This is a genomic window from Synechococcus sp. BS56D (assembly GCF_004332405.1).
GTDB lineage: Bacteria > Cyanobacteriota > Cyanobacteriia > PCC-6307 > Cyanobiaceae > Synechococcus_C.
Genome location: NZ_PHQU01000006.1, coordinates 109,918 through 123,582, shown reverse-complemented (window position 1 = coordinate 123,582; position 13,665 = coordinate 109,918). Strand labels below are relative to the sequence as shown.

Sequence of the window (13,665 nt, the reverse complement as noted above, 5' to 3'; positions counted from 1 at the left end):
CAGGCCGCTGTAGCTCCCAATGACTCAGAGCAGACCTTCATCCACCAAGGTCTGCAGGCGCTCCAGAATCTCGGGGTTTTCGAGTTGCTCCAGAGCCGTCCTGGCCTCATCGCGGACGGAAGTTTCCTGATCATGGAGCAAGGCGTTCACGAACGCTTCGATCACATCAGCCCGACGCGGCTCAACGAGCTGCTCCACAAGGCGACCGAGCGCCCAGATGCAGTTACTCCGGACCACAGGCTCACTATCGATCCGCAGGCTGATCAGGAGCTGTCCTGCAGCAAGATCCGCTTTCGCAGGGGAGGTCATTCCAGCTTCAGCCAAGGCCACGGTCGCCCAGAGCCGGACGGAGGCCACATCCACCTGCAACGAGCGGATCAGGGGGTTAAGGACCGGGGCATCGGGGTAATTGCCCAGGCTCCAGGCTGCCGCTTTGCGGACATACGCATTGCTGTCGACCTGGAGCAGCTGCAGGAGCGGCTCAACTGCGGAAGGGGAGGGGTTGCGGCCAAGCGCGTAGACCGCGCTCATCCGCACAACTGGACAGGCCTGGCTAAGCAGAGGCAGCAACAGGGGGACGGCTCGGGGGTCGCGGTGCTCACAGAACACGCGTAACCCTTGAAGACGTTCTTCATGGCCTTGCTGCAACCAGGCCAGCCCCTGATCACATTCACGGGCGGCATGGAGCGCTTCATCCTGCGGATCATCGAGATCAATCTCGTCGAGAGGATCGCCGAGCAGCTCTGCAGCCAGTTCACGGGCAAGCACATCCGGATCGATGGCCAGGTTGACCAGGCCCTCATCACCGTCTGGAGTGAATCGCTCGCTCATGGCGCCGATCGTACGCTCAGCCCACCGGAGCCGGGGCCAGCATGTCACCCGGCAGCCAGATGCGCGCACTGACGGCGAACAAAGCCAGGGCGAACAAGCCCACGATCATCAGGGGCAGCAGGGTGGTGCGAAAGAAACTCACGGAACAAACGCTTTCGGCCATTCTGGGTGGCGATCAGACGGCCAGAGACCTGCGGCGGCCCGAACGCAGAAGCAACGTCAGGCAAACCACCGTGACAATCAGCCCGATCCAACCGCTGAGCTGCTGATGCAGCAGGAACGCGCCCGATCCGAGCAGAGCGCCGAAGAGCACGCCACTACTCAAAAGAAAACGGAGGAGTAGGGCTGGTAGAGACTCGGCTCCATCGCTGGCATCCGGTTGACGCCAGCGGCGCCAACCGGGCCCGGGGGGCTGCACCTGTTGCACGAAGCGCTCGAGGACTGCTGCTGATTCGGGTGGGGTGCTGAGCATCACCACCACCCAGACCACGGCAGTCAGGGCTGTGGTGACCATCAAGCGCGAGCCGTAATCCGAGATCTGCAGCACAGGCACCACCGAAGTGCTGAGGCCAACACAAAAGCCGCAGAGCATGGCAGCCAGCTCAGCGGCGGCGTTGATCCGCCACCAGAACCAACGCAACACAAGCACGACCCCTGGCCCGGTCCCAATGGCAATCACCAAACGGAACACCGTGCCGATGCTGTCGCTGATGAGAGCGGTGATCACGCCAAGCACCACCAGCAGCACACTCATCAGTTGCCCGATCAGCAGCAGCTCCCGCTGGGAGGCCTCCGGCCGGATAAAACGTTGGTAAAGGTCATGGGTGAGATAACTGGCCCCCCAGTTCACGGAAGTGCTCACCGTGCTCATGAAAGCGGCCACCAATGACACGACCACGAGGCCGAGCACAACCGGCGGCAAGTACTGAACCGCCAAAGCGGGATAGCTGAGCTCCCAGTCGCTTTGGTCCGGCAGAAGCACCAGCGCGGCAAGCGCCACCAACACCCAAAGCCAGCTCCGAACGAGATAGTTGACCACCAAGAACACCCAACCGGCGAGGCGCGCCTGCTGTTCGTCCTTCGTGGCCAGCATGCGCTGGATGAACTCACCGCCGCCATCACTGCGTCGGAAGCTCCACCACTGCACGCTCAGGTAGGCCAAAAACGTGGACACACTGATTCCGGCACCGCCAATCCAGTCGAGGCCTGCGTCCGTCCAGCGCCAAGGCACCAGCGACAGCAGTTCCGGACGGCCGAGGGCATCGAGGCTGCTCAGAAGTGCTTCCATCCCCCCGGCGGCATGGATTGCAGCCCAGGCAACCGCCAGGGCCCCCAGCAAGGCCAGCAGAAGCTGCACAAAATCAGTGACCACAACAGCCCAGAGACCACCGGCGGCGGTGTAAGTGAGCACGAGGCCTGCCACAACCGCCAACAGCAGCACGGTGTCAGAGAGGCCACCGAAGGCAGGAATCGGCTGATCCGAGACGATCCCCAGCGCCTCCACCACTTTGCGCATCGCCAAGAAGGCATACCCGATGCCGATGCAGTTGACCGGAAGCGCGAGCAGGAAGGCTTTAATCCCCCGCAACCAGGCGGCGGCTGGCCCGCCGTAGCGCAGCTCTGTAAAGGCGGCGTCAGTCAGCACACCACTGCGCCGCCAAAGCGGCGCGAAGACCACGGCCATCGCCACATGGGCGAGACCAAATCCCCACCACTCCCAGTTGGCCGCAAGCCCACGGGTACCCACGAGACCCGCCACATAGAGGGGCGTATCGATGGAGAAGGTGGTGGCAGCCATCGAGGCCCCAGCCAGCCAGCCACTGAGGCTGCGACCAGCCACGAAGTAGTCGTCCTCTCCACGATTGCGTCGGGCCAGCCAGAGTCCGAGAACCAGGGTCCCCGCCAGATAAAGAACAAGGATCAACCAGTCAATTGCCGCCATGGAGCCCTGCCGGATGGCGGCAGTCTCGATCAAGTGGTGCGATTCCGCCGCAACTGTCCGCAGGCCGCATCCTGATCGAGCCCCCGACTGGCCCGCAGGCTCACCGCCACACCACGGCGTTCGAGAACCTGCCGAAATGCAGCAATCCGCTCAGGGGATGGTCGCTGAAAATCCTCTTCGTCGATGGGGTTGTAGGCGATCAAGTTCACATGGCTCTGAAAGCCACCAACCCGGTCAGCAAGTTCTGCGGCATGACTCGGGGCATCGTTGAGCTCGCCGAGAAGGATGTATTCGAAACTGACGCGTCGTCCTGTGACCGCCAGGTAATGGCGGCAGTCATCAAGCAGGGCGTCGTAGGGGTACGCATGGGCGGTGGGGATCAGCTCCTCCCGCAGCCGTTGATTGGGCGCATGCAAACTCACGGCAAGGGTGAACTGGGCCCGACCCAGGCGACTCATCGCCAGTTCAGCCAGCTGCGGCAAGGTGCGCGGCACCCCCACAGTGCTCACGGTGATCCGGCGCTGACCGATCCCGAGGTCGTCATTGAGACAGCGAATCGCGCCCAGCACAGCGTCGATATTCAGCAAGGGTTCTCCCATCCCCATGAACACCACATGGGAGGGACGGCGATCCATCACCTCCCGAACACTGAGCACCTGATCGACGATTTCGTGGGTGGCTAGGGAGCGTTGCAGACCCCCCTTCCCGGTGGCGCAGAAACGACAGGCCATGGGACAGCCCACCTGACTGGACACACAAACCGTCAGCCGTTGGTCTGTGGGGATGCCAACCGTTTCAATTAACTCACCGTCGTTGGTGGCCAGCAGCAACTTGGTGGTGGCATCAGTAGCAATCCGTCGGTCCTGCTCCTTGAGACGACCGACGGTGACGCCTTGCTCCTCGAGAGCGACTCGCCAGGCCTTCGGGAGCACCGTGATCGAGGCCAGATCAGGGGCTCCCTTGGCGTAAAGCCAGTCATGGAGCTGCCGCCCCCTAAAAGCCGGCTGCCCCTGGTCGACAGCCCACTGCTCAAGATCTGCGGCGCTGCGGCCCAGAAGGGCCACCGGCTCCGGAGTCGAGCTCACCAAGTCAGTAGACCGTGGCCCAGCTTGAATTCCACCGCCAACAGAGCAATAAACCCAAGCATGGCCACACGGCCATTGAGCCGTTCCGTATGGAGGTGAAAGCCGTAGCGGGGCTTACGGCGTTTCGGAATCAAGGTGGGCTCAAGCATGACCATGGTCTGCAGCGACATTGAGTCTGATGGCGCTGATCCGACAGCTGTGGACCTTCACCTTCAGGGCAGAGGGATCACTCATCGCTGAGCAGCCCCTCTTCCTGCAGACCCTCAAGGGCCTCAGCATCGACCACCTGCTCCTCAGCCAGCTCATCGTCAGCAGCGGGACGGGCGAATGCCGCGAAGTTGCTGGCTGCGGCATCGATGCCATGACGACTGCGGGTGGCTTCCAGATCTTCCTCGCTGGGGTCATCGAGCACGGCAGAGGCGCTGGCTGCCGGGGCAGCGGGCATCTCCACGGTGTAGTCAGGCCTCAGATTCTGCATGCGTCGGTAACCAGCAGGGTCCTCGGACAGGATGTCGGGGTGTGGACCAGCCTCGGCCCGCAGCTCCTCTTCGAAGCCGCTGAAACCGGTGCCTGCTGGGATCAAGCGACCGATGATCACGTTCTCTTTGAGACCGCGCAGCCAGTCGCTCTTGCCTTCGATGGCTGCTTCCGTGAGAACCCGGGTGGTCTCCTGGAAGGAGGCCGCCGAAATGAAGCTGTCGGTGTTGAGCGAAGCCTTGGTGATACCGAGCAACACAGGGGTGAATTCCGCTGGAGCTCCACCGGTGATCGCCATGGCTTGGTTCGTGTCTTCCACCTGACGCAGCTCGATCAGCTCGCCAGGAAGCAGGGTGGTGTCTCCGGCATCTTCGACCCGCACCTTGCTGGTCATCTGACGGACGATCACCTCGATGTGTTTGTCGTCAATCGAAACGCCCTGTGATTTGTAGACGTTCTGAACCTCATTGACGAGGCGGTGCTGCAGTTTGGCAATCGCCTCTTGGGCGGCCTCCATCAGCGGCTTGCGGCTGCGCAGATCCTCGAAGAAACATTCCAGCAACTCATGTGGGTTGATCGGCCCATCGGTAAGCAGCTCACCGGCATGCACTTGTTGACCATCGCTGACCATCACGTTGCGGCCCAGCAGGATCGGATATTCAGAAATCGCATCATCCGCCTCAATCACTGTGACGGTGGTGGATTCATCGTCCTCACCCTGCTTGATCTCAACGGTGCCAGGCTTCTTGCAGAGAATCGCCGATTCCCGTGGTCGACGGGCTTCCAGCAATTCCTCAATCCGGGGAAGACCCTGAACGATGTCACCGGTCTTCTGCCGCTCGAACACCAGGAGGGCGAGACCGTCTCCCCGCTGCACCAGGTCACCATCACGCACGTGCAGAAGGGAATCGGGCGAGATCATGTAGGGGCGGCCGAGTCGGAGGGTGATGCTGCTGCCATTCACGGCCTCCACCTCACCGCAGCAACCAGCCGGCTGACCTGCAGCAATCTCGTCACCATCGACAACCCTCTGTCCCACGCTGACCAGGACGGATCCCTTAGCCGTGAGGGTTGTGGTGTCCTCCTCTCGCTCGACGATCAGACGACGAACCGGTTCGCCATCCTGCTCTTCAGGCATCTGCACCACACCCTGCTGCTTGCAGAGAATCTGAGTCGTAGCCACCACGTCACCGGCCTTGATCGACTGGCCGTCCTCCACCTGCAGCTCGGTGTGAGTCGAACCATGGCTGGAGTCAGAGATGGTGTCACGACGCACCAGGATGCTTTCAAGAATCACCAGCTGAAGACGTTCGATCGTCTTGGCGCGCTTGTCGGGCACAGCCTCAACGTCCACGGTCATCTGCGGAGTGGTGTCAAAACTTTCCAGCATCAACTGGGTGCGAAGGAGCTCCACACCTTCCACAGACTTCACCAGCTCACCATCCTTAAAGGCGAGTCGCTGGCTGGCTTTTAGCCCCAGGTAGGGCCCCTTGGCCTGCTTGACATGGCTGAGCTCAGGAAGCTGAGCCTCATTGGGAATGGTGTATTCCTCGACAGGGCGGAGCAGAAGGCCCATGCCCTCCGGGGTTTCCACCGACTGCACAAACACCATGGCATCGCTGCTGATGCCCTTAGCGATCGTTTCGCCGGGATTCACCATCACCCCATCACCCTCGAATCGCTCAAGGGCCTTCTTGTCGGAGCAGAGATGGAAGCTACCGCTGCGCACAATGATCTCGCGCAGGATGTCGTTCTTCTGAGTGACCGTGACGATGCCGGCGGTCTGGCTGAAGATGTCTTTCACCACCTCAGTGCCAGCCTCGATCCACTGGCCGTCCTCAATCATCAACAAGGAGATGTCCTTGTTGATCTCATGGGTTTCCTGAGGGACCCACAGCATGGTCCCGCCCTTGCTCACCTCATATCCGTTCTTGGCGGAGCGGGCTTTTTTGATTGCCAGCCCTGGAGCAAAGCGCACCAGGCCACCGGTCTGGGTACGGAAGCGATCATCGGCGAGTTCAGCCACCACTTCACCGGAGCCGATCTTGCTTCCAGGAATGGTGTTGAGGCGATAACGGGTGCCGTCCTTGGCCTCGAGATGCCAGATCTCTCCAGCATGGGTGGACTCTCCCAGAAGCTTGAAGTCCTTGAGAGTCATCGCCGTGGTGACGATCTGAACCTCACGGGAATCACCGAGGGAGTCGCGCAGACGCACATCGCCGCCATACTCACTGGCCTGGCTGGCCTCAGCGAGCACCTGGCCCTCGTGGACCGGGGCGGAAGGTTTGACCACAGGGTGTGCATTGGGGGGCAGGTTGTACACATCCCCTGCCAGCACCCACATGCGGCCCAACCTCTGGGCCTTGCGGGTGATATTGCCCTGACGGTCGGTGACCTCCCTGGGCTGAATTGCTTTCTCATAACGCACCTGACCGGCGAGATCACAGATCACGTCTTTGGTGGCTTTCTCAACACTCTTCTTGACCGCACCAGCGGCAATCTGAGCAACGGTCACGTCAGAGGCGATGACCTGGCCGTTGTCGACGAACAGGAGCGAACCGTTGGTGATCTCGATCTTCTGGGGCTTGCCCTTGCCGCTGGGCTGAATCGTGAGGGTGAAGTCCACCTCTGCCTGTTGGGCGTTCACACCATGGGGGGTGCGGTACGGACGAACCCGAGCCTTGGCACCGAATTCAACCGTGCCCTCGAGCTTCGAACGAACCACACCGGTCTCGGCTGTAGACACACCACCGGTGTGGAAGGTGCGCATCGTGAGCTGGGTTCCGGGTTCACCAATCGACTGAGCCGCGATGATTCCCACCGCTTCTCCGAGATCCACCAGCTCGTTATGGGCCAAGGCCCAGCCGTAGCACTTACGACAAACGGAGCGATTGGCTTCACAGGTGAGGGGTGAACGCACGCTGACCGCAGCGACACCGGCCTTCTCAAATGTTTTGGACAGAGGCGGATCAATCTCGGTGTCGCGCTCCGCCAGCACCGTTCCTTCAGCGTCGAGCACCTGATCGGCAGTCAGACGTCCGATCAGACGGCTGCCATAACGACCATCCTCCGCTTTAACGAGGATCGAACGCGTGGTGCCGCAGTCGTCCTCACGCACGATGACGTCCTGAGCCACATCCACCAGACGGCGGGTGAGATAGCCCGAGTCAGCAGTCCGAAGTGCCGTATCCACCAGACCCTTACGGGCTCCATAGGAGGAGATCACGTATTCGGTGACCGTCAGACCCTCGCGGAAGTTGGTACGGATTGGGAGGTCGATGATCTCCCCCTGCGGGTTAGCCATCAGGCCGCGCATGCCCACCAGCTGACGCACCTGGGACATGTTTCCCCTGGCGCCTGAGTTGGCCATCATCCAGACCGAGTTGAGCGGGTCGTTCTGGTTGAAGTTCTTCTTGACCGCATCCACTAGACGCTCATTGGTCTCCGTCCAGGTGTCGATCACCTTGGTGTGACGCTCAACCTCCGTGATCTCCCCGAGGCGATAAGACTCCTCAGTGGCGGTGATCAACTCCTCGGCCTGTCCAAGCAGATCCTGCTTGGCCTCAGGAACTTTGAGGTCGTCGACAGAGATTGAAACGGCCGCCTGAGTGGCATAGCGGAAGCCCAGATCCTTGAGCTGGTCTGCCATTGCAGCGGTGGCGGCGGTGCCATGGGTCTTGTAAGCCCAAGCCACCAGCTGCTTGAGGCCTTTCTTATCCACCACCCGGTTGCGGAACGGGGGTGGGGTCTTGGCCAAAGGGGGAGTCACAGCAGCAGGAGCTGCCTGCTTGCCTTTAGCGGCCTTACCGGAAGACTTACGGGATTTGGAAGGGGTGGAGGTCATGACAGCGCTCGGTTCGTGAATCGGGGAAAAGTCGTTGCGAAAAAGGGCGTCAGGTGGCCGCCACCGCGTCGATGATCGTGTGGTTCATGACCACGCGTCCGACGGTTGTGAGGATGTAGCGACTAATCAGGGCACCGTCCTCATCGAAACGGTCGCGCCGGAAACTCCACTGCTCAAAGCGGGTTCCATCGCTGAGGGTCTCACTCTTCAAGGGTTCATCACGCTCTTCGTCGTCTTCAACTTCACCGCTGAAGCGAACCCAAACCCAGTCGTGCAGACCGATGCGCTTGTCTTCGAAGGCATGAATCACATCCTCGAGGCCCGCGAAGGTGCGGGAGCGATCACCAAACTCCACAGGCTTTTGATCGGGCTGTAGTGCCGTCAGGTAGTAGGCGCCAAGCACCATGTCCTGGGACGGCGTGATGATCGGCTCGCCCGTAGCAGGAGACAGGATGTTGTTGCTGGCCAGCATCAGCATGCGCGCCTCGGTCTGAGCCTCAATGGCCAGAGGCACGTGCACAGCCATCTGGTCACCGTCGAAGTCAGCGTTGAAGGCCGGACAAACGAGCGGGTGCAACTGAATGGCACGGCCATCAACAAGCTTCGGCTCGAAAGCCTGGATGCCGAGTCGGTGCAGGGTGGGCGCTCGGTTGAGCAGGATCGGGTGCCCCTCAATCACCTCCTGCAAGACCTGCATCACCTCATCGTCTGCACGCTGGATCAGCTTCTTGGCCGCCTTGATGTTGTTGACGATGTTCTGGCGGATCAGGCGATGGATGACGAAGGGCTGGAACAGCTCGATTGCCATCTCCTTAGGCAAACCGCACTGGTGCATCTTCAGCTTCGGACCGACCACGATCACGGAACGACCTGAATAGTCGACGCGCTTACCAAGGAGGTTCTGACGGAAGCGACCTTGCTTGCCTTCGATGATGTCGCTGAGGGACTTCAGCGGTCGGTTATTCGCACCAACCACGGTGCGGCCCCTGCGGCCGTTGTCGATCAAGGCATCGACCGCCTCCTGGAGCATCCGCTTTTCGTTGCGGACGATGATTTCGGGGGCGAGGATTTCCTGAAGACGCGCCAACCGGTTGTTCCGGTTGATCACACGGCGGTAGAGGTCGTTGAGGTCAGAGGTGGCGAAACGGCCGCCATCCAACTGCACCATGGGTCGCAGATCTGGCGGGATCACAGGGATCACATCCAGCACCATCCACTCCGGACGGGCGTTGGTGGCGATGAAGTTGTCGATCACCCGCAGGCGCTTGATCAGCTTGGCCCGCTTCTGGCCTTTGCTGCCGGCGATTTCCTCGCGTAGCTGCTCAGCGACGGCCTCAAGCTCCAGGTCTTCGAGCAGCTGCTTGAGAGCCTCAGCACCGATGCCCACAACGGGCTCGTTCTCAATCTCAGAATCCTCGGCGTAGATCTCATCTTCGATCTCCAGCCACTCGTCCTCGGTCAGCAGCTGCTTGTACTTGAGGTCCTTGTGATCACCCGGATCGAGCACCACATAGCAGTTGAAGTAGACGATCTGCTCCACATCCCGCAGGGGCATGTCGAGAAGGATGGCCACATAGCTCGGGATGCCCTTCAGGTACCAAACGTGGGACACCGGAGCAGCCAGCTTGATAAAGCCCATGCGGTGACGACGCACCCGGCTCTCGGTCACCTCAACGCCGCAGCGCTCACAAACGATGCCGCGGTGGCGCACCCGCTTGTACTTGCCGCAGTGGCACTCCCAGTCCTTGGACGGTCCAAAGATCTTTTCGCAAAACAGCCCGTCCATCTCGGGCTTCAGCGTGCGGTAGTTGATGGTTTCAGGCTTGGTGACCTCACCCACCACCTGTCCATTAGGCAAGGTGCGCTGACCCCACTCCATCACCCGATCGGGGGATGCGAGCGTGATCTTGACGTAATCGAAGTGGTTCTCGGTGCGGAGGTTGCTGTTGGTCATTGACGGTTAAGGGAAGAGAGGGGGTCTGTCGGTTCGATCGTTCGGTCCGTCAGTCCTCGTCGTAATCCGCGACGCCGAGGGATTCATAGGTGGGCCTACTGGGCGTGCTCCGACGGGGATTCACGTCCTGCATCAGATCCACTTCCTTGCCTTCATCGGTGAAGACCGCGATGTCCAGTCCGAGGGACTGAAGTTCGCGCATCAGCACCTTGAAGGATTCCGGGGTACCAGGACGGGGGATCGGCTTGCCCTTGACGATGGCGTTGAGCGCCTCGTTGCGGCCCTGCATGTCATCGGATTTAACCGTGAGCAGTTCTTGCAGGGTGTAGGCGGCGCCGTAGGCCTCGAGGGCCCACACCTCCATCTCACCCAGACGCTGACCACCTTGCTGGGCCTTACCACCAAGGGGCTGCTGGGTCACCAGGGAGTAAGGACCCGTCGAGCGAGCGTGGATCTTGTCGTCCACCAAGTGAACGAGCTTCAGGAAGTGGGAATAGCCCACTGCAACAGGCTGGTCAAAGGGTTCACCGGTGCGTCCATCACGGAGCAGCAGCTTGCCGGGATCATCTGGGTTGTAGATCCAGTCTTTGCCGGGCTGGCTCGCAGCCTCCTTCAGGAAGGCCTCCACGGTCTGCTGAGATTTCTCAGCTCCATACATCTCATCGAAGGGAACCACCTTGACCCGACAGTCGAGATTGGAGGCGGCCCAACCCATCAAGAGCTCAAACACCTGTCCGACATTCATGCGGCTCGGCACACCCAGGGGGTTGAGGACGATGTCCACCGGAGTGCCATCGGGCAAATAGGGCATGTCCTCCCGAGGAAGGATGCGGCTGATGATGCCCTTGTTGCCATGGCGGCCAGCCATCTTGTCGCCGACCTGGATCTTGCGACGCTGCGCCACATACACCCGCACCACCATGTTGGCGCCCGGGGGCAGCTCATCCCCCTGCTCACGGGTATAGATACGAACATCCACGACGCGGCCGCGCTCAGTGCTGGGGACGCGCAGGGAGTTATCGCGAACGTCGCGAGCCTTCTCACCGAAGATCGCACGCAGCAGCTTCTCTTCCGGCGGCTGATCTGACTCACCTTTTGGAGTCACCTTGCCCACCAGGATGTCGCCGCTCTCCACAAAAGCGCCGATGCGAATGATGCCCATCTCGTCAAGGTTGCCGAGGCTTTCCTCAGCAATATTGGGAATCTCGCGGGTGATCTCTTCAGGGCCGAGCTTGGTCTGGCGTGCTTCGATCTCGTACTTCTCGATGTGCACCGAGGTGTAGAGGTCGTCATTGACCAGACGCTCACTCACGAGAATCGCGTCCTCGTAGTTGTAACCCTCCCAGGGCATGTAGGCGATCAGCACGTTCTGGCCGAGCGCGATCTCGCCGCCCTCACAGGCAGAGCCATCCGCCAACACCTGACCGACGATCACCGGATCACCCTGACGCACGATCGGTCGCTGATTAAGGCAAGTGTCCTGGTTGGAACGCTGATACTTCTGCAGGAAATGGGTGTGATCCGTTCCCTCCTCGTCGCGCACGACAATCGCGGTGGCATCGACGAAGGTGACCGTGCCGTTGACCCGGGAGATCGGCACCATGCCGGAGTCGCGTGCCACCTGGGTTTCCAAACCGGTTCCCACAAGGGGGCGCTCGGGTCGGAGCAGAGGCACGGCCTGCCGCTGCATATTCGAACCCATCAGGGCACGGTTGGCGTCGTCATGCTCCAGGAAGGGGATCAGGGAGGTGGCCACAGAAATCACCTGGACAGGTGAAAGCTGCACGTAGTCGACCTGCTCCGGGGGGACTTTCTCAAAGTCCTGGCGGTAACGCACTGGGATCAGATCGGCGAGGATGCGACCGTCTGAATCGGTGGCCACGTCACCAGGGGCGACACGACACTCGTCCTCCAGATCAGCGGAGAGATAGATGGGATCTCCCTGCTTGAGAACCACGCCGTTCTCAACCTTCCAGAAGGGGGTCTCGATGAACCCGTACTCATTCACCCGAGCGTGGGTGGCCAGGGAATTGATCAAACCGGCGTTGGGACCTTCCGGTGTCTCAATCGGGCAGAGACGGCCGTAGTGAGAGGGATGGATATCACGCACGGCGAAGCCGGCGCGCTCACGGGTCAGACCGCCTGGGCCCAGGGCCGAGATCCGGCGCTTGTGGGTGAGCTCAGCGAGGGGATTGGTCTGATCCATGAACTGGCTCAGCTGGCTGGAGCCGAAGAACTCCTTGATCGCCGCCACCAGGGGCTTGGGATTGACCAGCTGGGCAGGAGTGAGGGAGTCGGTCTCTCCGACAGTCATCCTCTCCTTGATGATCCGTTCGAGGCGGTTCAGGCCCACACGCACCTGGTTTTGCAGGAGTTCTCCAACCGAGCGCACGCGGCGATTGCCCAGGTGGTCGATGTCATCAAGGCTGGCCCCGCCGACATCGAGCTCGAGGTTGATGAGGTAATCAATGGTGGAGAGCACGTCCTCGTGGGTGAGGGTGCGGACCGCATCGGGAATCGTGAGGCGGAGCTTTTTATTGATTTTGTAGCGACCGACGCGACCGAGGTCGTAGCGCTTGGGATCGAAAAAGCGGGTCTGCAGCAGCTGCTGACCACCACTGACCGAGGGGGGCTCACCGGGGCGAAGCTTCTTATAAAGCTCAAGCAGAGCCTGATCCTCCGAGCTGATCCCTTCGTCGTTGGCGGCCTCAATCGACTTCTTGTAGTACTCCGGGTGACGGAGCTTATCGATCACATCGTTATCCGAAAGACCCATGGCACGCATCAGGACGTGCGCGTTGATCTTGCGGGTTTTATCGACCCGGACATGCAGCAGGTCGTTCTTATCGGTCTCGAACTTCAGCCAGGCTCCCCGATTAGGAATCACGCTGGCGTTGTAGGTGCGACGCCCGTTCTTATCCATTTCATCCTTGAAATAGACGCCGGGGCTGCGCACGATCTGATTCACAATCACGCGCTCGGCACCATTGATGATGAAAGTGCCGCGCTCGGTCATCAGGGGCAGCTCCCCGATGAACACCTCCTGCTCCTTGATTTCACCGGTCTCTTTGTTGACCAACCGGCAGGTGACATACATCTGTGAAGCGAAGGTCGCATCACGACGCTTGGCCTCTTCCACATCGTGGCGAGGGCGCTTGAGTCGGTACTCGCTACCGACGAAGTGCAGCTCAAGCTTGCCGGTGTAATCCGTGATCGGAGAAAAGCTTTCCAGCTCCTCGATCAGACCTTTGTCCAGGAACCACTTAAAGCTGGCACGCTGCACCTCCACCAGATCGGGCAGGTAGGTGGCGGTCTTGGCGACCTGAATCGCGCTGCTGCTCATGCGGAGACCTGCAGAAGGATGGAGGGACAAAAGGCCTGAAGGTCAGCCGCTGAATTCCACGAGCTTTGAACACCACAAGGCTGCGGCACCTCCTCGCCACGGGGAGAAGGCACCGCTGAAGGGGTCTCAGAGATCTCGGGAACGAACGGCGGACGTCGTCAATGCACCGGAAGGGAGTGGACGCTTCGG

At 60.7% G+C, this 13,665-nt stretch carries 8 protein-coding genes; all 8 read right to left on the bottom strand.

The features are described 5' to 3' along the window. Positions 1-24 precede the first annotated feature (24 nt). The gene (locus CWE17_RS10010) at positions 25-831 is read right to left on the bottom strand and encodes a HEAT repeat domain-containing protein (RefSeq protein ID WP_131456780.1); all 807 of its coding nucleotides are present in this window, start codon (positions 829-831) and stop codon (positions 25-27) included. Positions 832-847: 16 nt separating this feature from the next. Next, positions 848-973, bottom strand: a complete 126-nt coding sequence (locus tag CWE17_RS12445) for a hypothetical protein (RefSeq protein WP_255417779.1) — start codon at positions 971-973, stop codon at positions 848-850. A gap of 33 nt (positions 974-1,006) precedes the next feature. After that, complete coding sequence (locus CWE17_RS10005) at positions 1,007-2,773, bottom strand: sodium:solute symporter family protein (RefSeq protein WP_131456778.1); 1,767 nt, start codon at positions 2,771-2,773, stop codon at positions 1,007-1,009. A 29-nt stretch (positions 2,774-2,802) separates the two neighbouring features. Next, a complete protein-coding gene (gene rlmN, locus CWE17_RS10000) occupies positions 2,803-3,858 on the bottom strand; it encodes a 23S rRNA (adenine(2503)-C(2))-methyltransferase RlmN (protein WP_240789376.1) in 1,056 nt (351 codons plus the stop codon). After that, the gene (locus CWE17_RS09995) at positions 3,855-4,007 is read right to left on the bottom strand and encodes a high light inducible protein (protein WP_131456776.1); all 153 of its coding nucleotides are present in this window, start codon (positions 4,005-4,007) and stop codon (positions 3,855-3,857) included. Before CWE17_RS09995 ends, rlmN begins: the two co-directional genes overlap by 4 nt. A 77-nt stretch (positions 4,008-4,084) precedes the next feature. Next, a complete protein-coding gene (locus CWE17_RS09990; protein ID WP_131456773.1) occupies positions 4,085-8,179 on the bottom strand; it encodes a DNA-directed RNA polymerase subunit beta' in 4,095 nt (1,364 codons plus the stop codon). 49 nt (positions 8,180-8,228) lie between these two features. After that, positions 8,229-10,133, bottom strand: a complete 1,905-nt coding sequence (locus tag CWE17_RS09985) for a DNA-directed RNA polymerase subunit gamma (protein WP_131456772.1) — start codon at positions 10,131-10,133, stop codon at positions 8,229-8,231. A 49-nt stretch (positions 10,134-10,182) separates the two neighbouring features. Beyond that, entirely contained in the window at positions 10,183-13,476 is a 3,294-nt protein-coding gene (gene rpoB, locus CWE17_RS09980; RefSeq protein WP_131456770.1) for a DNA-directed RNA polymerase subunit beta, read from the bottom strand. Positions 13,477-13,665: the final 189 nt, after the last annotated feature.

What these genes read in the sequence shown, in the direction of transcription:
- CWE17_RS10010 (WP_131456780.1), bottom strand. Translation starts at nt 831, where the DNA reads ATGAGCGAGCGATTCACTCCAGACGGTGATGAGGGCCTGGTCAACCTG.
- CWE17_RS10005 (WP_131456778.1), bottom strand. Translation starts at nt 2,773, where the DNA reads ATGGCGGCAATTGACTGGTTGATCCTTGTTCTTTATCTGGCGGGGACC.
- CWE17_RS09995 (WP_131456776.1), bottom strand. Translation starts at nt 4,007, where the DNA reads ATGCTTGAGCCCACCTTGATTCCGAAACGCCGTAAGCCCCGCTACGGC.
- CWE17_RS09990 (WP_131456773.1), bottom strand. Translation starts at nt 8,179, where the DNA reads ATGACCTCCACCCCTTCCAAATCCCGTAAGTCTTCCGGTAAGGCCGCT.
- CWE17_RS09985 (WP_131456772.1), bottom strand. Translation starts at nt 10,133, where the DNA reads ATGACCAACAGCAACCTCCGCACCGAGAACCACTTCGATTACGTCAAG.
- rpoB (WP_131456770.1), bottom strand. Translation starts at nt 13,476, where the DNA reads ATGAGCAGCAGCGCGATTCAGGTCGCCAAGACCGCCACCTACCTGCCC.